The organism is Prauserella aidingensis, from assembly GCF_024171865.1.
Taxonomy (GTDB): domain Bacteria; phylum Actinomycetota; class Actinomycetes; order Mycobacteriales; family Pseudonocardiaceae; genus Prauserella; species Prauserella aidingensis.
In genome coordinates, this window is the sequence record NZ_JAMTCN010000037.1 from 1 (window position 1) to 22,257 (window position 22,257).

Genomic DNA, 22,257 nt, shown 5'->3' on the forward strand with positions numbered 1-22,257 from the left:
ACCCAGTTTCCCGGGCTTATCCCAGAGTACAAGGCAGATTACCCACGTGTTACTCACCCGTTCGCCACTCATCCACCCACGCAAGCGCGGGCTTCAGCGTACGACTTGCATGTGTTAAGCACGCCGCCAGCGTTCGTCCTGAGCCAGGATCAAACTCTCCAACAATGCATCAGAGAAAAATCATCCAAGCAAAAAACACACAACCACAACCAACACAACATCAGCCATGGCCACGCGCTAGCTCAAAGAAACCCCAAAAAAGGGGCACAAAGCAACAAAACAAAGCTCACAAACACACTGTTGAGTTCTCAAACAACACGCAGTTGGTTTTTGTCAGGGCCGCGTCGAGCCCCACTTGAATCTATCAGATCCGAGTTCGGGGCAGAGCGCCACCCTGGGGATCTCTCCCCTGCCTGGTAACCCGGGGCTTCCGACTTGGCCTTTCGGCTTCCGTCTGCCCGGTCTCCCTGGCGACGAAGAGAACATTACACGGCGCGAGTACCCCCTGAAACAGGGGGGTCCCCTTTTTGCGAAATCGCAGGTCAGGAGTCGATCAAGGCTCACACGGTCCCGTACTGGCGATCGCCGGCATCGCCGAGGCCCGGCACGATGAACCCGGATTCGTTCAACCGCTCGTCCACCGAGGCCGTCACGACGCGCACGGGAAGGTCGGCCGTCCGGAGGTGTTCCAGACCTTCGGGCGCGGCGAGCGCGCACACCGCCGTCACGTCCGTGGCGCCGCGTTCGGTCAACATGCGGATCGTGTGCTCCATCGAGCCGCCCGTGGCGAGCATCGGGTCGAGCACGAACACGGGCCTGCCCGCGAGCGACTCCGGCAGCGACTCCATGTACGGCGTCGGCTGTAGCGTCTCCTCGTCACGCGCGAGGCCCACGAATCCCATCTGCGCGTCCGGGATCAGCTTGTGGGCCTGGTCCGCCATCCCCAGTCCCGCCCGCAGCACGGGGACGAGCAACGGCGGCGACTCCAACCGGTAGCCGTCCGTGAGGGCGACCGGAGTGTGGATGCGGTCCGTGACGAGCGGTGCCTCCCGCATCGCCTCGTAGACGAGCATCACCGTCAGCTCGTGGAGCGCGGCACGGAAAGCCGCGCTGTCGGTACGGGCGTCGCGCATGGTGGACAGGCGCGCGCGGGCAAGCGGGTGTTCGACGACTTGGACGTCCATGGGCGTCAGCGTAACGAGGAGGTCCCCGCGGACCGCTCGAAAGTGCGGCCGGCGGCGGGTCGGGCCACTAAGGTGACCGACCATGACCGACGAGTCCGGATCAGCTGAACCCCACCGCATCGAACCGGCCCGGCTGCGCGCCTCCGACACCGACCGGGAGCAGGTCGCTCAGCAGCTGCACCGGGCCATGGGTGACGGCCGGATCACCATGTCCGAGCTCGAGGAGCGCCTCGGCATCGTGTACGCGGCCAAGACGCTGGGCGAACTCGAACCGGTGCTGACCGACATCCCCGGGGCCGTCACCCCGACGAACGCGGCCGGGCCGCCTGCCACGCAACCGTCGCCGCGGACGCCCGAGAACCGGATCGGCGGCACGCCCGGTTCGGCGACGTCGATCGCGATCATGTCCGGCACCGACCGCAAGGGCCGCTGGGTCGTCCCGCGGCAGCACAACAGCTTCGCGTTCTGGGGTGGTGTCGACATCGACCTGCGGCAGGCGCGGTTCGCCGAACGCGAGGTGACGATCACCGCGGTGGCGATCATGGGCGGGATCGAGGTGACCGTCCCGGACGACGTCCACGTGCGCGTGACCGGGATCGGCGTGATGGGTGCGTTCGAGCGGGTCGACAAGAAGGACCCCCGGCCCGAGGACGAGGTGCCCGAGGGCGCCCCGGTGGTGACCGTGAACGGGCTGGCCTTCTGGGCCGGCGTCGAGGTGCGCAGGATGCCGCGCACGAAGAAGGTGGAGGGGCGCGGCGACAAGCGCCTCGAGTAGCCGCGTCCGGCGGAGAGGCCGGCATCGCCGACTCGGGCCCGGCGGCCCGCACCAGCAGCTACGCTCACGGGCATGGCAACAGCTAGTTCGCCGGCAGTGCTCGCCGACGCCACCCGCGACGAGACGAGCCTGTCCCGGTTCCTGCACGGTTTGCCCGGGGTCGATCAGGTCGGCGTGGAGGCCAGGGCCGCGAGCCTCGGCACCCGCAGCATCAAGAAGGCCGCGAAGCTCTGGGCGATCGACACGGCGATCTCCATGGTCGACCTGACCACGCTCGAGGGCGCCGACACCCGCGGCAAGGTGCGTTCGCTGGCGGCGAAGGCGCGCAGGCCCGATCCGGACCGGCCGGACACTCCTCCGGTCGCGGCCGTGTGCGTCTACCCGGACATGGCGGCCACCGCCGTCGAGGCCCTGGCGGGCACGGGCATCGGCGTGGCGAGCGTGGCGACGGCGTTTCCGTCCGGCCGGTCGAGCCGCGAGGTGAAGCTGGCGGACGTCCGCCTGGCCGTCGAGGCGGGGGCCACCGAGGTCGACATGGTCATCGACCGGGGCGCGTTCCTCGAAGGCCGGTACGGCCACGTGTTCGACGAGATCCGCGCGGTCAAGCAGGCCTGTGGGGACGCGCACCTGAAGGTGATCCTGGAGACCGGCGAACTGGCGACGTACGACAACGTGCGGCGGGCGTCGTGGCTCGGCCTGCTGGCGGGCGGTGACTTCATCAAGACGTCGACGGGCAAGGTCTCCCCCGCGGCGACGTTGCCGGTGACGCACGTGATGCTGCAGGCCGTCCGCGACTGGTACGACGTGACCGGGCAGCTGCGCGGGGTCAAGCCCGCGGGCGGTATCCGGTCCACGAAGGACGCGCTGCGGTACCTCGTCGCCGTCCGCGAGGTGGCGGGCGAGGAATGGCTCACCCCGGAACTGTTCCGGTTCGGCGCGTCCAGCCTGCTCGGCGACCTGGTGCTGCAGCGGCGCACCCAGCACGACGGCCACTACAGTGGCCCCGACTACGTGGCGGTGGATTGATCCGATGAGCGTGTGGGAATACGCGCCCGCGCCGGAGTCTCGCGACCTGGCGAACCTGCAACCGAAGTACCGGCCGTTCGTCGACGGCGAGTTCGTCGACGGCGGCGGCGAGCCACTCACGTCGATCAACCCGGCGACCGAGGAGCCCCTCGCCGAGGTCGGCACCGCCTCGGAGTCCGACGTGGACACCGCCGTGCGAGCCGCGCGGCGCGCCTTCGAGCAGGTGTGGGGGCCGATGCCGGGCGCCGAGCGCGCCAAGTACCTGTTCCGCATCGCCCGGCTGCTCCAGGAACGCGCACGCGAACTCGCCGTGCTGGAGACCCTGGACAACGGCAAGCCGATCAAGGAGTCGCGCGACTCGGACGTCCCGACGGCCGCGGCGCACTTCTTCTACCACGCGGGCTGGGCCGACAAGCTGGACTACGCCGGCTACGGTCCCGACCCGCAGCCGCTCGGTGTCGCGGGGCAGATCATCCCGTGGAACTTCCCGCTGCTCATGCTGGCGTGGAAGATCGCGCCCGCGCTCGCGACCGGCAACACGGTGGTGCTCAAGCCCGCCGAGACCACGCCGTTGAGCGCACTGGTGTTCGCCGAGATCTGCCAGCAGGCGGGGCTGCCCGCGGGCGTGGTGAACATCGTGCCGGGTGCGGGCGACGTCGGTTCGCTGCTGGTGCGCCATCCCGGCATCGACAAGATCGCCTTCACCGGGTCGACCGCCGTGGGCAAGGAGATCCAGTACGCGGTGGCGGGCACGCCGAAGCGGCTGACCCTGGAACTCGGCGGCAAGGCGGCCAACGTCGTGTTCGACGACGCCCCGCTCGACCAGGCCGTCGAGGGCATCGTGAACGGCATCTTCTTCAACCAGGGACACGTCTGCTGTGCCGGTTCGCGCCTGCTGGTGCAGGAGTCGGTGGCCGAGGAGCTGCTGGGCAAGCTGCGCGCGAGGGTGTCGACGTTGCGGCTCGGCGACCCGCTCGACAAGAACACCGACATCGGCGCGATCAACTCCGCCGAGCAGCTGGCGAAGATCCGTGAGCTGACCGCGGCAGGCGAGGACGAGGGCGCCGAGCGCTGGACGAGCCCGTGCGCACTGCCCGAGCGCGGTTTCTTCTTCGCCCCCACCGTGCTGTCCGGCGTCGAGCAGTCGATGCGGGTCGCGCGCGAGGAGATCTTCGGACCGGTGCTCTCGGTGCTGACGTTCCGCACCCCGGAGGAGGCCGTGGCGAAGGCCAACAACACGCCGTACGGCCTGTCCGCGGGCCTGTGGACCGAGAAGGGCTCGCGCATCCTGTGGCTGGCCGACCGGATGCGCGCCGGCGTGGTCTGGGCCAACACGTTCAACCGCTTCGACCCCGCCGCCCCGTTCGGCGGCTACCAGGAGTCGGGTTTCGGCCGCGAGGGCGGCCGCACCGGACTGGAGGCGTACCTGCATGTCTGACCGTCTGAGCGTCGCGAAGACCTACAAGCTCTACATCGACGGGAAATTCCCCCGTTCCGAGTCCGGGCGGACGTACCCGGTGACCGACGCCGAGGGCGAGTTCCTCGCCAACGCCTCGCACGCCTCGCGCAAGGACGTGCGTGACGCGGTGTCGGCCGCGCGGAAGGCGTTCGGCGGATGGTCGGGCGCGACCGCCTACAACCGCGGGCAGGTGTTGTACCGCGTCGCCGAAATGCTCGAGGGCAGGCGGGAACAGTTCGCCGCCGAGGTCGCGGCGTGCGAAGGCGTGCCCACCGCGGAAGCCATGTCCACTGTGGACGCGGCCGTCGACAGGTGGGTGTGGTACGCCGGGTGGACCGACAAGATCGCCAGCGTGCTGGGCGCGGCGAACCCCGTCGCCGGGCCGTACTTCTCGTTCACGGTTCCGGAGCCGACCGGGGTCGTCGGGGTGCTGGCGCCGCAGTCGTCGTCCCTGCTCGGACTGGTGAGCGTGCTCGCACCCGTCGTGGCGACGGGCTGCACCGCGGTCGTGGTGAGCAGCGCCGACCGGCCGCTGCCCGCGATCACACTGTCCGAGGTGCTGGCGACCTCCGATGTGCCCGGCGGGGTGGTGAACGTGCTGACCGGCCGCGCCGACGAACTCGGGCCGTGGCTCGCCTCGCACGCCGACGTCAACGCGGTCGACCCGACCGGCGCGAGCGCCGAGTCGCGCGTCGACATCGCACAACAGGCGTCGGGCACCGTGAAGCGGGTACTGACGGTGCCGGGCGACGATCCCGACTGGACCCGCCGCCCCGACATCTCCCGCCTGCGGCGCTACCTCGAGGCCAAGACCGTCTGGCACCCCAAGGGCACCTGAGGCGCCACTACGGGGCTGCGACGGTGACGTGCCGGTCGATGCCCGGATTCTCGAGCTCGTCGAGCGCGGCGACAGCGAGGTCCTCGACGCTGATGCGGGACGTCCCGTCGCTCCCGGTGAGCAGGGTGGTCGTGCCGCGCCGGTAGCGGCCGGTGCGTACGCCGGGTTCGAGGATCGCGGGCGGACTGAGGTACGTCCACGCAGCGGCGGGGTGAGCCCGGCAGGCGTGCAGCTGTGCGGTGCTCGCGGCGGCGAGGCCGCGCCACTCCTCGGGCACGTACGCCGGGGCGTCGGCCACCAGCCACGCCGGGTCGCCGGGCGACCGCAGCGGCCCGGCACCACCGACGACCAGCAGCGGCGCACGCGCGGCCGCGGCGGCGTCGAGCACGCGGGTCGTGGCAGCGGCGAGCCGGTCCTCGTGGCCCGCCCCCGCGCGGACGGTCAGCACGACGGCGTCGGCGCCCGCGACGGCGGTGTCGAGGCTGCGGCCGGTGCCCACGTCGACCGCGACGGTCGACACCCCGTTCCGCCCCGCCTGCCGCGGCTCGCGGGAGGCGGCCGTGACGGGGTGTCCGCGGTGCAGTGCTTCGGCGGTGAGCCGGGTGCCGACCATGCCGGTCGCACCGATGATCGTCAGGTTCACGGGGTTCCTCGCAGTACGGTGTCGTCGGTCGATGGGCGGTCCGGGGAGGACGGTCGCGACGGCGCGGTGGCCTGCGCTGTGGGTGGTGTTCCGGAGGGTCGGGACGGCCTCCGTGGCTGCTCGGCGGGTCCGAGTTGCCCCGCGACCATCGCCGTCAGCGCCAGTGCGAAGCCCGCGAGTTGCACGATCCCGAGGTTCTCGCCCAGCAGCAGCGCACCGAGCGCGGCCGCCACCAGCGGGGACAACAGGCCGAGCAGCGCGGTGGCGGTCGCGGGCAGGCTGCGCAGCCCGTTGAACCACAGGGTGTAGGCCAGCAGTCCACCGACGATGCCGAGCCACGCGTACCCGGCCAGCGCCGCTCCGTCGACCCGAGCGGGCACGCCGTCGATCAGCAGCGTGGGCACGAGCAGGACGCAGCCGCCTGCGGTCAGCTGCCAGCCGGCGAAGGCAGGGGCGCTCACCCCGTCCGGGCGACCCCAGCGTTTCGTCAGCGTGACGCCGAGCGCCATCGTCACGGCGCCGCCGATGCCCGCCGCGAGCCCGAGCGGGTCCATCGCGGCCTCCGGGCCGAGCACGACGAGCGCGACCCCGGCCACCCCCACGGCGCCCCAGCCGATGCGCCTGCCGGACAGTCGTTCGCCCAGCACCCCCACCGCCGCGACCGCCACGACGATCGGCTGGGTCGCGTTCAGGGTGGCGGCGACCCCGCCGGGCAGCCGCTCGGCCGCGACGAACAGCAGCGGGAAGAACGCGCCGATGTTGAGGGTGCCGAGGACGGCCGCCTTCCACAGCCACGGTCCGCGCGGGACCACGCGAGTGAGGAGCAACGCCGCCAGTCCCGCGGGCAACGCCCGGACGAGCGCCGCGAACAGCGGATGCCCCGGCGGCAGGAGCTCCGTGGTCACGACATACGTCGTTCCCCACACGGCGGGAGCGAGCGCGGTCAGTGCGGTGAGCGTCACGCGGCCGGTCGCCGCGGAGGATGTTGCTGCGGTGGGTGCTGCGGTCTTCACCCGTTCAGCATCGACCCGCCGGTATCGATGAGTCCAACACATCGTTTGCATGCCAGCGATCGCGTGTGACCATGGATCGATGGAACTGCAGCAGCTGCGGTACGTCCTCGCCGTGGCCGACACCATGAGCTTCACCCGCGCCGCACAACGCTGTTTCGTCGTCCAGTCGTCCCTGAGTCACCAGGTCAAAGCACTGGAGGGCGAGTTGGGCGTTCGGCTGTTCGCGCGCACCAGCCGACGCGTCGAACTCACCGAGGCGGGCGCCGCATTCCTCCCGGGCGCACGGGCGGCACTCGAATCCGCGGACCGCGCCGCTCAGGAGGCCGCGGCCGCCACGGGTGAGGTGCGCGGGCAGGTGACGATCGGCACCATCCCGACGCTCACCGCCGTCGACCTTCCCGGCGTGCTCCGGCGCTTCTGCGGCAGGCACCCGCACGTCGGCGTGACCTCGCGCACCGGCAACAGCGACGACCTCGCCGCGGCCGTCCGCGCGGGCGAGATCGACGTCGCCTTCCTCGGGCTGCCGGACACGACCGAGCCCCGCGGCGGCTCGCCCGGGAACGCCTCGTCGCGGTCGTGCCCCGCGACCACCGGCTCGCCGACCGGCGCCGCGTCCACCTCCGGGACCTGGCCGACGAACCGTTCGCCGACTTCCCTGCCAGGAGTCCGGGCCGCACCCAGAGCGACAACGCGTTCGCCGCCGCCGACCTGACCCGTCGGGTCGCGTTCGAGGCGATGGATGCGGCGCTGATCCTCGACCTCGTCGGCAACGGCCTCGCCGTGGCGCTCCTGCCCGCAGGCGTCGTTCCCGAGCCTGCGGAGCTGTCGACCGTGCCGGTCGTCGACGGCCCGCAGCGGACCGAGTATCTGATGTGGAACGACTTCAACCCCACACCTGCGGCGACGGCGTTCCTCGCGGAGCTGGACGATGCCGCACCCGAATGATCCGGTCCTGGTCGTGGTCGGGCCCTTGCGGGGCGGTGGTTGGGTGACCGGCGAGCACAGCCGCGCGACAGCGCGCCCGTGGGGGCGGTGGTTGGGCGACGGGCGGGCACAACACGACCCCCCGAATCCGCAACACGATCCCCCGAATCCACAACACGACCCCCTGGAACCGCAACACGACCCCCTGGAACCGCAACACGGTCCCTTCGAGCACAGCGGCGCGGCAGCGCGTCGATGAGGGGTGGCGGTCGGGTGACGGGAGGGGGCGACACGGGGCCCGGAGGGTGATCAGGCGGTGGGGAGGGGGCCCACGTCGGTGAGGCGGATCACCGGGGCGCCTGCGTCGTCGGAGGCGTCGAGGTCGACCTCGGCGCTGATGCCCCAGTCGCGGTCGCCCTCGGGGTCGTCGAAGATCTGCCGCACCTTCCAGATCCCCGGTTGCTGGTCGATGATCAGCATCGCGGGCCCGCGGGCGTCCGGGCCGGTGCGGATCTCCTCGTACTCCTCGAAGTACTCGTCGAGCGCGTCGGCCCAGTCGTCGGCGTCCCAGTCGTCGTCGAGTTCGCCGAGCTCGTCGTAGGCCTCGCGGGCGGCGAGTTCGACCCGGCGGAACATCTCGTTGCGCACGAGCACGCGGAACGCGCGCTCGTTGCGCGTCACCGGCGGCGGCCCCTCGGGCAGCGCCCGCTCCGGGTGGGTCGCGGCGATCTCCTCGTCCGGGTGCCGCAGCGCCTCCCATTCGTCCAGCAGGCTCGAGTCGACCTGGCGCACGAGTTCGCCGAGCCATTCGATGAGGTCGCTCAGCGGTTCGGTCTTCGCGTCGTCGGGCACGGTGCGGCGCAGCGTGTCGTAGGCGTCGGCGAGGTACCGCAGCAGCACACCCTCGGAGCGAGCGAGGTTGTAGTGCCCGATGTACTCGACGAAGTTCATGGCCCGCTCGTACATGTCGCGCACGACCGACTTGGGCGAGAGTTCGTAGTCGGCGACCCACGGGTGTCCCTGCCGGTACGTCGCGTACGCGGCCTCGAGCAGTTCGGCCAGCGGCTTCGGGTAGTCGATCTCCTCGAGCAGCTCCATGCGCTCGTCGTACTCGATCCCCTCGGCCTTCATCTCCGCGACCGCCTCGCCGCGCGCCTTGAACCGTTGCTGCGACAGGATCTGCTTCGGATCGTCCACCGTGGACTCGATGATGGACACGACGTCGAGCGCGTAACTGGGCGATTCCGGGTCGAGCAGGTCGATCGCGGCGAGCGCGAGCGGCGACAGCGGCTGGTTCAGGGCGAAGTCGAACTGCAGGTCCACGGTCAGCCGCACGCGGCGGCCGTCGGCGTCGGGCTCGTCGAGCCGTTCGACGACGCCCGCCGCCAGCAACGCGCGGAAGATCGCGATCGCCCGCAGGATGTGCCTGCGCTGCGCGGCACGGTCCTCGTGGTTGTCGGTGAGTAGACGGCGCATGTGGGCGAACGCGTCGCCGGGGCGCGAGATGACGTTGAGCAGCATCGAGTGCGTCACCGTGAAACTCGACGTCAACGGTTCCGGCTCGGCGGCGATGAGCTTCTCGAACGTCGTCTCGGTCCAGTTGACGAAGCCCTCCGGCGCCTTCTTGCGCGTGATCTTGCGCTTCTTCTTGGCGTCGTCGCCCGCCTTCTCGAGGGCCTTGGCGTTCTCGATGACGTGGTCGGGCGCCTGCACCACGACGTAACCGTCGGTGTCGTAGCCCGCCCGGCCCGCGCGGCCCGCGATCTGGTGGAACTCGCGTGCCTTCAGGTGCCGCTGGCGGGTGCCGTCGAACTTCGTGAGCGCCGACAGCACCACGGTGCGGATGGGCACGTTGATGCCGACGCCGAGCGTGTCCGTGCCGCAGATCAGCTTCAGCAGGCCTGCCTGCGCGAGCTGTTCGACCAGCCGCCGGTACTTCGGCAGCATTCCCGCGTGGTGCACCCCGATGCCCGCGCGCACGAGCCGCGAGAGCGTCTTGCCGAACCCGGCCGAGAACCGGAAGTCGCCGATGGCCTCGGCGATGGCGTCCTTCTCCGCCCGCGTCGTGACGTTGATGCTCACCAGCGCCTGCGCACTCTCCACGGCCGCCGCCTGCGAGAAGTGCACGATGTAGATCGGCGCCTGTCCCCCGGACAGCAGCTCGGTGACGGTCTCGTGCATCGGTGTCATCGCGTAGCGGAACGTCAGGGGCACGGGACGTTCGGCCGAGGTGACCACGGCGGTCGACCGGCCGGTGCGCCGCGTCAGGTCCTTCTCGAAGAACGAGACGTCGCCCAGCGTGGCCGACATGAGCACGAACTGTGCCTGGGGCAGTTCGATCAGCGGCACCTGCCAGGCCCAGCCGCGGTCCGGTTCGGAGTAGAAGTGGAACTCGTCGGCGACGACCTGGCCGACGTCGGCGTCCGCGCCGTCGCGCAGCGCGATGTTGGCGAGGATCTCCGCGGTGCAGCAGATGATCGGGGCGTCCGGGTTGACCGACGAGTCGCCGGTGACCATCCCGACGTTGTCCGCACCGAAGGTCTCGACGAGCGAGAAGAACTTCTCGGACACCAGGGCCTTGATCGGCGCCGTGTAGTAGCTCCGGCGGCCGTCGGCGAGCGCCGCGAAGTGGGCCCCCACCGCGACCAGGCTCTTGCCCGAGCCCGTCGGCGTGGACAGGATGACGTTCGCGCCCGAGACCGCCTCGATCAGGGCTTCCTCCTGGGCGGGATACAGCTCGATGCCGCGTTCGAGAGTCCAGGTGGAGAACGCGTCGAACAGCGTGTCCGGGTCGGAGTCGCCGGGTACCAGGTCGGCAAGGGAGTCAGTCATCGTGACCTAGATGGTGTCATCGCGACTTTCGGCCGGTGAGGGGTGATCGCGGGAACCGGGAGGAACCCGTACGCTTCGAGGGCGCGCCCCGGCTGAGTGAATCACCCTGCCGAGCTGGGCGTATCAGGTGTGTGGCGGAGGAAGTAATGGCACAGGACATCATCCCGATCGAACTCGGGCTGCCGCAGGGCGACCTCGTCACCCTGTGGGCCCCGCGCTGGCGGGAGGACGGCGAGGAGTGGGAAGCCTTCCTCGGCGATGAGGAGGACCTGTACGCCTTCCCCGACGCTGCACACCTCGCCGCCTACGTGCGCACGGCCGAGCAGCACGATCTGGTCGACCACCCGGCGTGGCACACCGTGCCCGCGCTGAACGCGCCCGAGCTGATCCCGGACGACGACCACTCGTACGACCTGGTCGGCGTGCCGGAGATGGTCGCCGAGACGCCCGACTCGTGGACGCTGTCCGAGCTGGCCGAGATCGTCGGCATCGTGCGCTCGCTGGCCGACGTGTGCGAGCTCGACGACGTGCACGAGGTCCTCGACAGCTGCGAGGGCTTCTCGCTGCTCGACCAGGGGACGCTCCCGTTCAGCGGCCGCGAGGGCGGCAAGCTGTGGACCGACCTGTCGGAGACGGTGTCCGAGAAGTGGGACACGATCCTCGACGCGGTGGACGACCTCGTGACCGTGCCCGACGTCGACGCCGCCACGCTCGAGACCACGGCCGAGGAGCTCGCCGCGTTCCACGAGGAGTCGGCCGAGTCCGGGGCGGGCGTGGACGCCGAGAACGAGGAGATCGACTCCGTCGGCGGTTCGGACTCCGAGGACGAGGACACCGGCGACACCGAGGAAGAACTCGGCTTCTGGGGCGAGGTCGGCATCGACCCGATCAAGATCGTCACCTCGAGCAGCGAGTACTACACGCTGCGGTGCTACCTCGACGACGACCCGGTGTTCCTCGGCTCGAACGGCACCATCGAGGTCTTCACCTCCCCGAAGGCGCTGGCCCGCAGGCTCGCCGAGCCGGGCGATCTGGCCGACAACGAGCTCGCCGACGTGTCCACGTGGGACGAGGTGCTGACGGCGGCGACCGCGGGCGAACTCGAGGTCGAGGTCGAGGCGGCCAACACCTACGTGCTGGCATCGCTGGACTCCGACCTCGGTGAAGGGCCCGACGCGGTCGACCCCAACCAGCTCGAACTGGCCGTCGAACTGCTCACCGACGCCGCGGACTGGTCCGGCGACGACAGTGTGGGCGAGGCGCTCGCGACGTCGGAGCGGCTCGGCTGGCTCGTGTCCTACATCCTCAAGCCCGACCCCACGCGGTTGGCGCCGAGCGGCCCGTTCGACGACGAGCAGAAGACCTGGCGCGGCCTGGTCGACGTCTTCGAGGACCGCCTCCACGTCAACTGACGCCGACGCGGCCCACATGTCCGCAGAGGTCGTCACCCCGCGATTCGTCTCCAGCACGTGACGCCGGCACGGGCGCGGTGTTCACCAGCGTTCGCTGCGCACCGGGGTGAGCCAGACGGCCAGCACGGGGAAGAGCGCCGCGACGCAGAACGCCAGTGCGTAGCGGGTGTCGCCGATCACGAGGCCGAGCAGCGGCGGGGTCAGCACGGCGGCGAGGTTCTGCGTCGTGTTCTGCACCCCCATCGCACGGCCCGCCCAGCTGATCCCGGCGAGTTCGGCCGACGCGGTGAAGCCGAGTCCGTTGTCGCTGACGGTGATGACGGCCGCCAGGGTCAGGGCGCCGACCGCCAGCCACGACCACGTCGCGTCGCCGCCCGCCAGCAGCAGCATCACCAGCGCGCTCGCCACGGCCAGTGTCCGCATCGGACGGAGCCTGCTGCGGACCCGGTCGGACCAGTACCCGGCCGCGAGCCTGCCCAGCGCGCCGAGGCCCTGCAGCACGGCGAGGAACGCGCCCGCGGCGAGCGCGCTCCAGTCGTGCATCGTCACCAGGTACACGGGCGCGAACGCCGACACCGCGAACTGCGGGACGACCAGCAACGCGCTGGAGCCGTGCACCCGCCACAGTGTCGTGCCGCGATACGGAGACCGGTCGCGGTGGGGGCTGCCGCCGTCTCCGTCGGATTCCGGCCGCGGCGGGTCGACCACGAACCACGCCACCAGCAGCGCAACGGTCAGCGCCAGCGCGGCGGGCAGCAGCATCGCGCCGCGGTACCCGGCGTGTTCGGCCAGCAGCGGCAGCGCCAGCGCGGCGACGCCGACGCCGAGCGGCTGCGCGGTCTGCCGGATACCCATGGCGACGCCGCGTTCGGCGGCCGAGAACCAGCCCATGACGACGCGGCCGCTGGCGGCGTTGACCGACGCCGTGCACGCTCCCGCGGCGACGAGCAGGGCGAACAGCGCGGGCAGCGACGGGCCGGTGAGGCCCGCGACGAGCAGGAGCAGTCCGGAGGCGCCGAGGCCGAGCGCCATGACGAGGCGTTCGCCGTAGCGGTCGGCGGCCGCGCCCCACAGGATCAGCGTGAGCAGCAATCCGATGCTCGGTGCGACGACCACCGTGCCCGCCTGGCTGAGCGTGAGGTTCTCCGCCCGTTGCATCGCCGGGACGAGGAACGGGATGCCGAACAGGAACGCGCAGCTCGCGGTCTGGGCGCCCAGGCCGAGCGCGAGGATCCGCCACCGGAACCAGCGGGATCGACGTCCCCCGTGACCGTCGGCGGACTCGACGGCGACGTCACCGCTCCCCCGCGACGTGCCGTCGGGACCGCCGCCGGAGGCGTCCGGGCGGCCGGCGTCACCGCCGTCGCCGGGGCCTTGGCCCTCACCGCGGCCCGGAGGCCCCGTCCGCGTCATTGCTCCCACCATTCAAGACGACGATCCTGAATGGTGGACTTTAGTTCGCGTGGCTAACCGTCACAAGCGAGCGAATGGGCCTCACGGAGATCACGGCCGCTGTAGGCGTGGGTGGCGAGGTCGCCGACGTGGTGGTCGGCGTTGACGGCCACCGAGACCGGCACGGCACCGAACAGGGCGACGTCGGACGACGAGTCGCCGTAGGCCACGCAGTCGGCGCGGGTCACGCCGAACGCCGCGCACAGCTCGTCGGCGATGCGCACCTTGGAATCGGGCGTATGGATGAGCGCCGGATCGACGGGTTCGGCGAACGGCACCGCGGGCCACGGCGAGCCGTGTGCTGCGTGCGCTCCCCAGGGCACCAGCCGTTCGACGAAGAAGCTCGGCGAGATCGAGATGACGGCGCAGTGCTCGCCGCGCGCCCGGATGTCGGCCCACGTCTCGCGGATGCCGTCCAGCCACGGCGCGCCGTCGAACGCCGCGGCGACGTGCGCCTCGGTGAGCTCGCCCCACAGCGCCTGTGCACGCCGCGCGAACTCGCCGGTGGTCAGCAGCCCGTCGGCGAAGGCCCGTTCCAGCTCGACGATCTCCCCCTCGACGCCGATCTGCTTCGACAGTTCGATCGCCGCGGCCGAGTCGTGGATGAGGGTGCCGTCCATGTCGAACAAGTGCAGTCGCGTCATCGCGACGCACTGTAGCCGCCGGGGCCGCGGGGACCCGAACGAGTTTCCGCCGACCGTGAGACGCGCGTGCCGCCCGGGACGGCGGCGCGCCCCGGGGCCGATGCCCGCGCGACCGGTGCACCGCCCGTGGCGGCCGGTCGCGATGCGGGCATCCGGGCCCCTGTCGCGTCGCTCAGGACATCAACTCGGCGTATCCCGGCTTGATGACGTTGTTGATCACGTCGAGCCGCTGGTCGAAATCCAGGAACGCGGATTTCATCGCGTTGATCGTGAACCACTGGAGATCGGCCCAGTCGTAGCCGAAGGCATCGACCAGAGCCGCGAACTCCGACGACATGGAGCAGCCGCTCATCAACCGGTTGTCGGTGTTGACCGTGACCCGGAAACGCAGCTTCGCGAGCAGACCGAACGGGTGCTCCGCGATCGACGGCGCAGCACCGGTCTGGACGTTCGACGACGGGCACAGTTCGAGCGGGATGCGCGTGTCACGAACGAACGAGGCGAGCCTGCCCAATTGCACCTCGCCGTCGGCGGAAATCTTCAGGTCGTCGGCGATCCGAACGCCGTGCCCGAGCCTTTCCGCGCCGCAATGCTGAATCGCCTCCCAAATGGAGGCGAGCCCGAAAGCCTCACCCGCGTGAATGGTGAAATGACCATTGTTGGAACGCATGTACTCGAATGCGTCGAGATTTCGCGTCGGGGGATATCCCGCCTCCGGTCCGGCGATGTCGAAACCGGCCACGCCGGTGTCGCGGTGCCGGACGGTCAGCTCGGCGATCTCGGATGCGCGCGCGTGCTGGCGCATCGCGCACAGCAGCTGCCGGGCCAGGATGCCGTGACCCTTGGCCTTCGCCTTCCGTTCACCCTCCGTGACGCCGTCCGAGACGGCCTTGACCACCGCATCGAGTGACAATCCGCGTTCGACGAACAGTTCGGGGGCGTAGCGCAGTTCGGCGTAGACGACGCCGTCGTCGGCCAGGTCCTCGACCGCCTCGGCGGCGACCCTGGCCAGCGCGTCCTCGGTCTGCATGACGCCGCAGGTGTGGGCGAACGTCTCCAGGTACTTCTCCAGCGAACCGGAGTCCGCCGCGTCGGCGAACCAGCGGCCGAGTTCGTCGACGTCGGTGGTCGGCAGCCCGTCGTAACCGGTGCTGTCGGCCAGCTCGACGACCGTGCGGGGACGCAATCCGCCGTCGAGGTGGTCGTGAAGCAGGACCTTGGGGGCCTGACGTAGTTGTTCCCGAGTCGGGGCACTTGTGGTGTCCATGTACTGACACTACTCGCCTCGCCCCCTCGGCGTCCTGCTCCACGCCGGTGACTCCGTACGGACGGCCGGGATCGGGGACGCGCAGGCGGGCCGGGCGGCAAGACGGGCGGGCAATATGTTGACCCGTTCGTTATTCCGGCGGTCGCGGCCCGCCGTATGCCGTCCTATGCCACAGCCGTCACACACAATTTCCCGGGGGCACTGGCCGCCCCATTTCCGGAGTGGATAGGCTGCCGATCACGTCCCATCCTTTCCCCGCCGATGAAGGACTCGCAGTGACGACTGACAACCAACTCGCAGCTCCGTCCTTCGACCGGATGCGCAACATGCTGGTGCGCGCGGCCGAGGTCCGAGAGAGCGAACAGCAGCAGATCTTCGACGCGCTGGACGACATCTACGCCCGGCTCGCCCCGATCGACTCCCTCGGCGCGGTGCGCAAACGGCTCGGCGAGCTGCCCGACCGCACCGAGGTCGGCGTCCTCGCGGAGCGCCTCGACGAGGCGATGACCCGCATGGAGGCGCAGGACAACGCGATCGCCGAGCTGGGCAAGAACATCGAGGCGGTCGTCGACAAGCTCGCGAAGCCGTTCGCGCAGCTGGACGGGCGGCTCGACAGCATGGCCGCCAAGTTCGAGGCGGTCGCGGGCCGGATGGACGGGCTCGAGGACAAGCTCGAGAACATCCACCGCCGCATCGACGAGCTCGGCGGGCACCTCGACAAGCAGGACGACAAGCTCGAGGCCATGCCGCAGACGGTCGGCAACCCGGTGCGCGAGCGCATCGACACCATGGAGAGCGGGCTCAAGGAGCGCGTCGAGCGGCTCGACACCGACGCCAAGGAGCGGCTCAGCACCTCCACCGACGCGGTGAAGACCTCGGTCACCGAGGCGGCCGAGACGATCGACCCGACCGCGCGGCTCGAGAAGGTCACCGACAAGCTCGAGCAGGTCACGAGCAAGCTCGACGACCTGGGCACGCGGGTCGACAAGGTCGAGGACGACCTCACCGGGCGGCTGGGCGACCTGGACGGGTCGGTGCGGTCCGGCTTCGCGGGTGTCGAGGGCACGCTGTCGAAGCAGCCCGAGTCCGACGACGTCGAGGCCGTCGTGCAGAAGAACCACGAGGAGTCGGTGCGGCGCATCGGCGGTCAGCTGGACGAGGCGATGGCCACGTTCGCGGAGCTGATGCTCGGCGGCGGCGGTGGCGGGCCGGCGCAGCAGACCGTGGCGGTGCAGCCGCCCGCGCCGCGGCAGCCGCGCCGCCGCAACGGCGGGAACCGGCAGAAGGCCGACGCCAAGGCCAAGAACAACGGCTCGGCCGACGCCGACGCCGAGGACTGAGCCGCAGCGCCACAGCGCGACGAAGCCCCGGGACACCTGGTCGAGGTGTCCCGGGGCTTTTCGCTGTCCGGACGGTCACGCCCGGCGCTACGAGCGGACGGTGTCGAGGACGGTGGTGGACGGCCACGGCGCGCGTTCGGGTGCCGAGTCCGACACCTCGATGCCGCCGTCCAGCGCCGCCAGGGCGGACGGCACCGCGTCGGGGGTGTCGGTGTGCAGTTCGAGCAGCGGGCTGCCCGCCTCGACCCGCTCGCCCGGCTTCGCCAGGCAGCGCACGCCCGCCGCGGCCTGCACCGGGTCCTCCTTCCGCGCCCTGCCGGCTCCGAGCCGCCACGCGGCCACGCCGACGGCACGGGCGTCGAGCGTCGTCAGCACGCCACTCTCGGGCGCCTCGACGACGTGGACGTGCTCGGGTTTCGGCAGCGGCGCGTCCGGGTCGCCGCCCTGGGCGCTGATCATGCGGCACCAGGTTTCGTACGCCTCGCCGGAGGCCAACACCGGGCCGGGGTCGACGTCGCCGTGCCCGGCGAGCGCGAGCATCTCGCGGGCCAGCGCCAGGGTGAGCGCCACGACGTCGTCCGGACCTCCGCCGCGGAGCACGTCGACGGCCTCGGCCACCTCGACGGCGTTGCCGACGGCCGCGCCGAGCGGGGTCGACATGTCGGTCAGCAGCGCGCGCGTGGGCAGTCCGTGTGCCGTGCCGATGTCGACGAGGGTCTTGGCCAGTACGCGCGCCTCGTCGAGTGAGCCCATGAACGCGCCGGAGCCGACCTTGACGTCGAGCACCAGGCCACCCGCGCCCTCGGCGATCTTCTTGCTCATGATCGAGCTGGCGATCAGCGGCACCGATTCGACGGTGGACGTGACGTCCCGCAGCGCGTACAACTTCCGGTCGGCGGGGGCGAGCGTGTCGGTCGCGGCGCAGACCACCGCGCCGATCTCCTCGAGCTGCCTGCCGATGGCGTGCGCCGACAGCTGCGCCCGCCAGCCGGGGATCGATTCGAGTTTGTCGAGCGTGCCGCCGGTGTGCCCGAGTCCGCGGCCGGACAGCTGCGGCACCGCGGCGCCGCACGTGGCGACCAGCGGCGCCAGCGGCAGGGTGATCTTGTCGCCGACGCCGCCGGTGGAGTGCTTGTCGACGGTCGGGCGCGAGACGTGCAGCGCGAGCCGCTCCCCCGAGTCGATCATCGCGCCGGTCCACCGGGCCGTCTCGGCCGTGTCCATGCCGCGCAGGAACACGGCCATCGCCAGCGCCGCCATCTGCTCCTCGGAGACGACGCCGCGCGTGTAGGCGTCGACGACCCAGTCGATCTGCTCCGGGGTCAGCGCCCCGCCGTCGCGCTTGGCCCGGATGACGTCGACTGCCGCGAACGGTTCGTGCATGACGACAACCCTATGTCCGATCCGGCCCGCTCGGCGCGCTTACGCGTCGACTCGCGCGCCTCTTCACCCGCGCTTCCGCCTGCGTCACCGTGACCGGGTCCGTCGCCGCCACCGGCCCGGCCGAGGCGTCCACACCCGATTCCTTCACCTCCGCGACGTCCACGCCCCGTCCGCCCCGTCGGCACGCGGGTCGCTTGCGTCGCAGGGCACCCGGGCGCAATACTTAGCCGCGTGGCACAGTATTCGGCGCAGTTGGACGGCATCTTCGTCGCACTCGCCGACCCGACCCGGCGTGAAGTCGTGCGACGCCTCGGGCACGGGCCGACGAGCGTCGGGGACCTCGCAAGCGAGTTCCCGATGACCCTCCCCTCGTTCATGAAGCACGTACGCACCCTCGAGTCGAACGGGCTCATCCGCACGGTCAAGCACGGCCGAGTCCGCACCTGCGTGCTCAGCAGAGAGCGGCTCTCCCTGCTCGACGACTGGCTCGCCGAGCAACGCGCCGTCTGGGAGCACCGCACCGACCGTCTCGAACAGTTCGTCACCGACCAGGAGGACACCCGTGAACCCTGATCTCGACCTCGACCTGCAACGGGTCATCCGCGCTCCCCTCGCGGCCGTGTGGAACGCCTGGACCGATCCGGCCCGGCTCGCGCAGTGGTGGCTCCCGGCACCGGCGCTGTGCCGTGTGGACCACCTCGACGTCCGGCCCGGTGGAGCATTCGTCACGCGCATGAGCGAGGACGGCGACGCCTTCGTCCCCCACCTCGACGCGTGCTTCCTGCTCGTCGAGGACATGGAGCGGATCGTGTTCACCAACGCGGTCGACAGCACGTGGCGCCCGGCGAGTCCCGAACCGGTGACGATGACCGCCATGGTCACCTTCGGCGAGCACGCCGACGGCACCGACTACCGGATCGTCGTCCGTCACGGCGATCCGGAATCCCGTGCCCTGCACCGGAAACTGGGCTTCGCGGACGGCTGGGGCACGGTCGCCGCGCAACTGGCCGCGTTCGCCGAGAGCGAGGCCGCACGATGAAGATCGCTCTCACGGAGTTCGTCACGCTCGACGGCGTCAGCCAGGGACCGGGTTCGCCCGACGAGGACACCACCGACGGTTTCACTCGTGGCGGCTGGCTCGTGCCCTTCCTCGACGAGACCTTCGTCCGGCGCACCTCCGAGTGGCTCGACCTCGCCGACGGCCTGCTGCTCGGCCGCCGCACCTACGAGGCGTTCGCGCGCGACTGGCCGCAGATCACGGATCCGGACGATCCCTTCACCGGGCGGATGAACGCGCTCCCGAAGTACGTCGTGACCAACACCCTCACGGCCGGAACCTGGCACCCCACCACCGTGCTCGCAGGAGATCCGGTCCAGGCCGTGTCCGAGCTCAGGTCCCGGCCGGGGCGGGAACTCCAGATCCACGGCAGCGCCCGCCTCGGCGACACGCTGTTGTCGGCGGGCCTGGTCGACGTGCTTCGCCTCGCGGTCGCACCCACGGTTCTCCGGACGGGCAGGCGCTTCATGTCCGGACACGGCGCGGCGTGCGGTCTCCGCCTCGTCCGGCACGAGGCGACGCCGAAGGGCCTGCTGCTGCTCGAGTACGAGCCGACGGATCAGGTACCCCAGGGCGACTACGAGGGCGTCGCCGAGTTCGTCGGCAGCTGAGCGATTACGCGTCGAGGACGCAGAACTCGTTGCCGGACGGGTCGGCCAGCACCAGCCAAGGAAGACCGTCGCCACCCAGCAGGCTCGCCCCCATGCCGACGAGCCGGTCGGTGACGTCGGCCTCCCCCACGTCGCGGCGCACGTCGAGGTGGAGGCCGTTCTTGCCCTGTTTCGGCTCCGGCTCGGGGCACAGTTCGAGCAGCGGCCCCACCCCGTCGGGGTGGCGCAGCGACGTGCCGGCTGCCGGGCCCTCAGCGGGAACCCAGCCGGTGATCGCAGCCCAGAACTCGGCGTCGCGTTCGGGGTCCACGCTGTCCAACGGCAACGCCGCGATCGGTCCCGTGCCCGTGTAGCTCGCACGGTCTTCCATCACGCAGAACGCGTTGCCCTCCGGGTCGGCGAGCACCACCCACGGCACATCGCCCTGACCGACGTCGGCGTGCACTGCGCCCAGTCCGAGCAGCTTCTCGACGACGGCTTGTTGCCGCGGCCCGCCCACCAGGTCGGGGTGGAGCCGCGGTGGCGACGACGACTTCGCCGGCACCCGCGGGAAACACAGGTCGAGGAAGACGTCGTCGGTCAGCTGAACGCGCGCCTCGAACAGGTCCGGCCGATCGGTCAGGGGCTCGGCGTCGAGGGCCGCGGCCCAGAACGAACCGAGCCGGTGCGGGTCGAGGGCGTCCCACACGATGTTCTCCAGGCGCATGCGGCCTCCGGGTCACTGGGCCCGCCCGCGGGTGTCAGGCGGGCAGGTCGGTCGGGCCGAAGGCGTCCGGCAGCACGTCCGACATCGGCAGCACGCCGCTCGGGGTGTCGAGCAGGCAGTCGGGGCCGCCGAGTTCGTACAGGATCTGCCGGCACCGCCCGCACGGCATGAGCAGCTCGCCGGAGCCGCCACGGCACGCCACGGCCGTCAGCCTGCCGCCACCGGTGAGGCGCAGTTGGCCCGCCATGGCGCACTCGGCGCACAGGCCGACGCCGTAGGACGCGTTCTCGACGTTGCAGCCGGTCACCACGCGCCCGTCGGACACCAGCCCGGCCACGCCGACGTGCAGGCCCGAGTACGGCGCGTACGCCAGCGCGGCCGCTGCGACGGCCTCGGCGCGCAGCGACTCCCAGTCCGGGGGCTGCCCCCGCTCCTGAGCCGTCACGTGTCCTCCCCACGCCGGTACTGCTGGCCGATCGCCTTCGGCACCCGCAGTCGCTGCGCCGCGACCGCCAGCACGATGATCGTCACGAAGTGCGGGGTGTACGGGATCAGGTCGCTCGGCAGCTCGTCGTTCGTCCAGTAGATCCAGTACAGCACCGCCGCACCGGCGACACCGCCCGCCGCGGCCCACCAGTGACGCCGGACCAGCTGCAACACCACGATGACCGCCAGCAGCAACACCGCGCCGTAGCAGAGCGCCAGCACCGCCGCGCCGCCGCCGGACAGCTGCAGCCCGTCGGCGTAGCCGAACAGCGCGGCACCACCCAACAGCCCGCTGGGCCGGTAGTTACCGAAGATCATCGCGGCGAGGCCGATGTACCCGCGGCCGTTGACCTGGTTCTCGAGGTAGTCCGCGCCACCTTCCAACAGCACCAGCGACGCACCGCCCATGCCCGCGAACCCGCCGGATGCGGCCACGGCGATGTACTTGTGCAGGTACACGTTCACACCGAGGGACTCGGCCGCCACCGGACTCTCACCGCACGACCGCAGCCGCAGCCCGAACCTCGTGCGCCACAGGACGAAGTAGCTCGCGGGCACCAGCAGCAACGCGATCATCGCCAACGGCGACACGTGCGTGACGAGTCCCCGCAGCAGACCGGCCACATCGGACAGCACCACGCGTTGCTCGTCCTCGAGGGCGCCGAGCCAGTCGGACAGGAACGTCGCCGAATAGGTGTCGAACTTCTCCACCGGCGGCGATTCGCGCGGGTTGCCGGAGATCGGCTCGAACACGAGGTTCGCCAGGTACTTCGCGACACCGAGCCCGAGCAGGTTGATCGCCACACCGGAGACGATGTGGTTGACGTTGAACGTCACGACCGCCACGGCGTGCAGCAGGCCGCCCAGCAGTCCGAACAGGATGCCCGCGGCCAGTCCGACCCAGACGCCGCCGTAGTAGGCACCCCAGGCCGAGCCCCACGTACCGAGGATCATCATGCCTTCGAGGCCGATGTTCATCACGCCCGCGCGCTCGGCCCACAACCCGCCGATCGCCGCCAGCAGGATCGGCAAGCCCAGCCGCAGCGCCGTCTGCGACGTGTCGCTCGAGGTGAGGATCGGCATGTCGGTCAGGTACGACGCCGTCGACAGCACACCGATCGCCACGACCGCCCACAGCGCGCCGCGTGCCCAGCCGGGCAGCCTGCGCGCCGACGTCGTCGCCGTCGGGTCCGGTTTCTCCATCA

21 protein-coding genes, 1 rRNA gene and 1 pseudogene are annotated in these 22,257 nt (G+C 70.8%); 11 read left to right on the forward strand and 12 right to left on the reverse strand.

Features of this window, described 5'->3' with window-relative positions:
- Both LY13_RS23650 and upp read right to left on the reverse strand, forming a co-directional pair.
- A 16S ribosomal RNA gene (locus tag LY13_RS23650) occupies window positions 1-165 on the reverse strand; the annotation flags it as partial.
- 395 nt (window positions 166-560) lie between these two features.
- On the reverse strand, window positions 561-1,184 hold the full coding sequence (gene upp, locus LY13_RS23655; RefSeq protein ID WP_253830770.1) for a uracil phosphoribosyltransferase: 624 nt from the start codon (window positions 1,182-1,184) through the stop codon (window positions 561-563).
- An 82-nt stretch (window positions 1,185-1,266) separates the two neighbouring features.
- On the opposite strand from upp, the gene LY13_RS23660 reads away from it, so the two are divergent.
- From LY13_RS23660 to LY13_RS23675, 4 genes are all read left to right on the forward strand, one after another.
- Window positions 1,267-1,959 carry a DUF1707 SHOCT-like domain-containing protein gene (locus LY13_RS23660; protein WP_253830771.1) on the forward strand — a complete coding sequence of 231 codons (693 nt, stop codon included), beginning with the start codon at window positions 1,267-1,269 and terminating at the stop codon, window positions 1,957-1,959.
- 72 nt (window positions 1,960-2,031) lie between these two features.
- Window positions 2,032-2,985, forward strand: coding sequence for a deoxyribose-phosphate aldolase (deoC, locus tag LY13_RS23665; RefSeq protein WP_253830773.1), 954 nt, complete (start codon window positions 2,032-2,034; stop codon window positions 2,983-2,985).
- A 4-nt stretch (window positions 2,986-2,989) separates the two neighbouring features.
- The gene (locus LY13_RS23670; protein ID WP_253830775.1) at window positions 2,990-4,423 is read left to right on the forward strand and encodes an aldehyde dehydrogenase family protein; all 1,434 of its coding nucleotides are present in this window, start codon (window positions 2,990-2,992) and stop codon (window positions 4,421-4,423) included.
- Complete coding sequence (locus tag LY13_RS23675) at window positions 4,416-5,282, forward strand: aldehyde dehydrogenase family protein (RefSeq protein ID WP_253830776.1); 867 nt, start codon at window positions 4,416-4,418, stop codon at window positions 5,280-5,282. Before LY13_RS23670 ends, LY13_RS23675 begins: the two co-directional genes overlap by 8 nt.
- A 7-nt stretch (window positions 5,283-5,289) precedes the next feature.
- Here the strand turns inward: LY13_RS23675 and LY13_RS23680 are convergent, their stop codons facing one another.
- Together LY13_RS23680 and LY13_RS23685 are read right to left on the reverse strand one after the other, a co-directional pair.
- Complete coding sequence (locus tag LY13_RS23680; protein WP_253830777.1) at window positions 5,290-5,925, reverse strand: NAD(P)-dependent oxidoreductase; 636 nt, start codon at window positions 5,923-5,925, stop codon at window positions 5,290-5,292.
- A complete protein-coding gene (locus LY13_RS23685; RefSeq protein ID WP_253830778.1) occupies window positions 5,922-6,938 on the reverse strand; it encodes an EamA family transporter in 1,017 nt (338 codons plus the stop codon). Before LY13_RS23685 ends, LY13_RS23680 begins: the two co-directional genes overlap by 4 nt.
- A 124-nt stretch (window positions 6,939-7,062) precedes the next feature.
- Here LY13_RS23685 and LY13_RS26075 point away from each other — a divergent pair.
- A pseudogene (locus LY13_RS26075) lies at window positions 7,063-7,407 on the forward strand (LysR family transcriptional regulator); the annotation flags it as partial.
- A 107-nt stretch (window positions 7,408-7,514) separates the two neighbouring features.
- Window positions 7,515-7,883 (forward strand): LysR substrate-binding domain-containing protein, encoded by a 369-nt coding sequence (locus tag LY13_RS26080; protein WP_308216387.1) that lies wholly within the window; start codon window positions 7,515-7,517, stop codon window positions 7,881-7,883.
- 288 nt (window positions 7,884-8,171) lie between these two features.
- On the opposite strand, the gene LY13_RS23695 is transcribed toward LY13_RS26080, so the two are convergent.
- Window positions 8,172-10,694 (reverse strand): DEAD/DEAH box helicase, encoded by a 2,523-nt coding sequence (locus tag LY13_RS23695; RefSeq protein WP_253830779.1) that lies wholly within the window; start codon window positions 10,692-10,694, stop codon window positions 8,172-8,174.
- A gap of 146 nt (window positions 10,695-10,840) precedes the next feature.
- Here LY13_RS23695 and LY13_RS23700 point away from each other — a divergent pair, with 146 nt between their 5' ends.
- Entirely contained in the window at window positions 10,841-12,106 is a 1,266-nt protein-coding gene (locus LY13_RS23700; protein ID WP_253830780.1) for a SatS C-terminal domain-containing protein, read from the forward strand.
- An 81-nt stretch (window positions 12,107-12,187) separates the two neighbouring features.
- On the opposite strand, the gene LY13_RS23705 is transcribed toward LY13_RS23700, so the two are convergent.
- From LY13_RS23705 to LY13_RS23715, 3 genes are all read right to left on the reverse strand, one after another.
- A complete protein-coding gene (locus tag LY13_RS23705; protein WP_253830781.1) occupies window positions 12,188-13,519 on the reverse strand; it encodes an MFS transporter in 1,332 nt (443 codons plus the stop codon).
- 53 nt (window positions 13,520-13,572) lie between these two features.
- Window positions 13,573-14,202 (reverse strand): HAD family hydrolase, encoded by a 630-nt coding sequence (locus LY13_RS23710; RefSeq protein WP_253830782.1) that lies wholly within the window; start codon window positions 14,200-14,202, stop codon window positions 13,573-13,575.
- A 172-nt stretch (window positions 14,203-14,374) separates the two neighbouring features.
- On the reverse strand, window positions 14,375-15,469 hold the full coding sequence (locus LY13_RS23715; protein ID WP_253830783.1) for an adenosine deaminase: 1,095 nt from the start codon (window positions 15,467-15,469) through the stop codon (window positions 14,375-14,377).
- 275 nt (window positions 15,470-15,744) lie between these two features.
- On the opposite strand from LY13_RS23715, the gene LY13_RS23720 reads away from it, so the two are divergent.
- Complete coding sequence (locus LY13_RS23720; protein ID WP_253830784.1) at window positions 15,745-16,809, forward strand: PA containing protein; 1,065 nt, start codon at window positions 15,745-15,747, stop codon at window positions 16,807-16,809.
- Window positions 16,810-16,896: 87 nt separating this feature from the next.
- Here the strand turns inward: LY13_RS23720 and LY13_RS23725 are convergent, their stop codons facing one another.
- Complete coding sequence (locus LY13_RS23725; protein WP_253830785.1) at window positions 16,897-18,192, reverse strand: thymidine phosphorylase; 1,296 nt, start codon at window positions 18,190-18,192, stop codon at window positions 16,897-16,899.
- A 231-nt stretch (window positions 18,193-18,423) separates the two neighbouring features.
- Here LY13_RS23725 and LY13_RS23730 point away from each other — a divergent pair, with 231 nt between their 5' ends.
- Genes LY13_RS23730 through LY13_RS23740 form a run of 3 tightly spaced genes read left to right on the forward strand, consistent with a single transcriptional unit; the run spans window position 18,424 to window position 19,860 of the window.
- Window positions 18,424-18,765: an ArsR/SmtB family transcription factor gene (locus tag LY13_RS23730; protein WP_253830786.1), complete on the forward strand. Its 342-nt coding sequence runs from the start codon at window positions 18,424-18,426 to the stop codon at window positions 18,763-18,765.
- Complete coding sequence (locus LY13_RS23735) at window positions 18,755-19,231, forward strand: SRPBCC domain-containing protein (protein WP_253830787.1); 477 nt, start codon at window positions 18,755-18,757, stop codon at window positions 19,229-19,231. The genes LY13_RS23730 and LY13_RS23735 overlap by 11 nt, the downstream gene beginning before the upstream one ends.
- The gene (locus LY13_RS23740; protein ID WP_253830788.1) at window positions 19,228-19,860 is read left to right on the forward strand and encodes a dihydrofolate reductase family protein; all 633 of its coding nucleotides are present in this window, start codon (window positions 19,228-19,230) and stop codon (window positions 19,858-19,860) included. Before LY13_RS23735 ends, LY13_RS23740 begins: the two co-directional genes overlap by 4 nt.
- Before the next feature lie 4 nt (window positions 19,861-19,864).
- Here LY13_RS23740 and LY13_RS23745 read toward each other — a convergent pair whose 3' ends face one another.
- From LY13_RS23745 to LY13_RS23755, 3 genes are read right to left on the reverse strand one after another with little or no spacing between them, the layout of a single operon-like run.
- Window positions 19,865-20,566, reverse strand: coding sequence for a VOC family protein (locus tag LY13_RS23745; protein WP_253830789.1), 702 nt, complete (start codon window positions 20,564-20,566; stop codon window positions 19,865-19,867).
- 34 nt (window positions 20,567-20,600) lie between these two features.
- The gene (locus LY13_RS23750) at window positions 20,601-21,011 is read right to left on the reverse strand and encodes a cytidine deaminase (protein ID WP_253830790.1); all 411 of its coding nucleotides are present in this window, start codon (window positions 21,009-21,011) and stop codon (window positions 20,601-20,603) included.
- The gene (locus LY13_RS23755) at window positions 21,008-22,255 is read right to left on the reverse strand and encodes an ABC transporter permease (RefSeq protein WP_253830802.1); all 1,248 of its coding nucleotides are present in this window, start codon (window positions 22,253-22,255) and stop codon (window positions 21,008-21,010) included. Before LY13_RS23755 ends, LY13_RS23750 begins: the two co-directional genes overlap by 4 nt.
- Window positions 22,256-22,257: the final 2 nt, after the last annotated feature.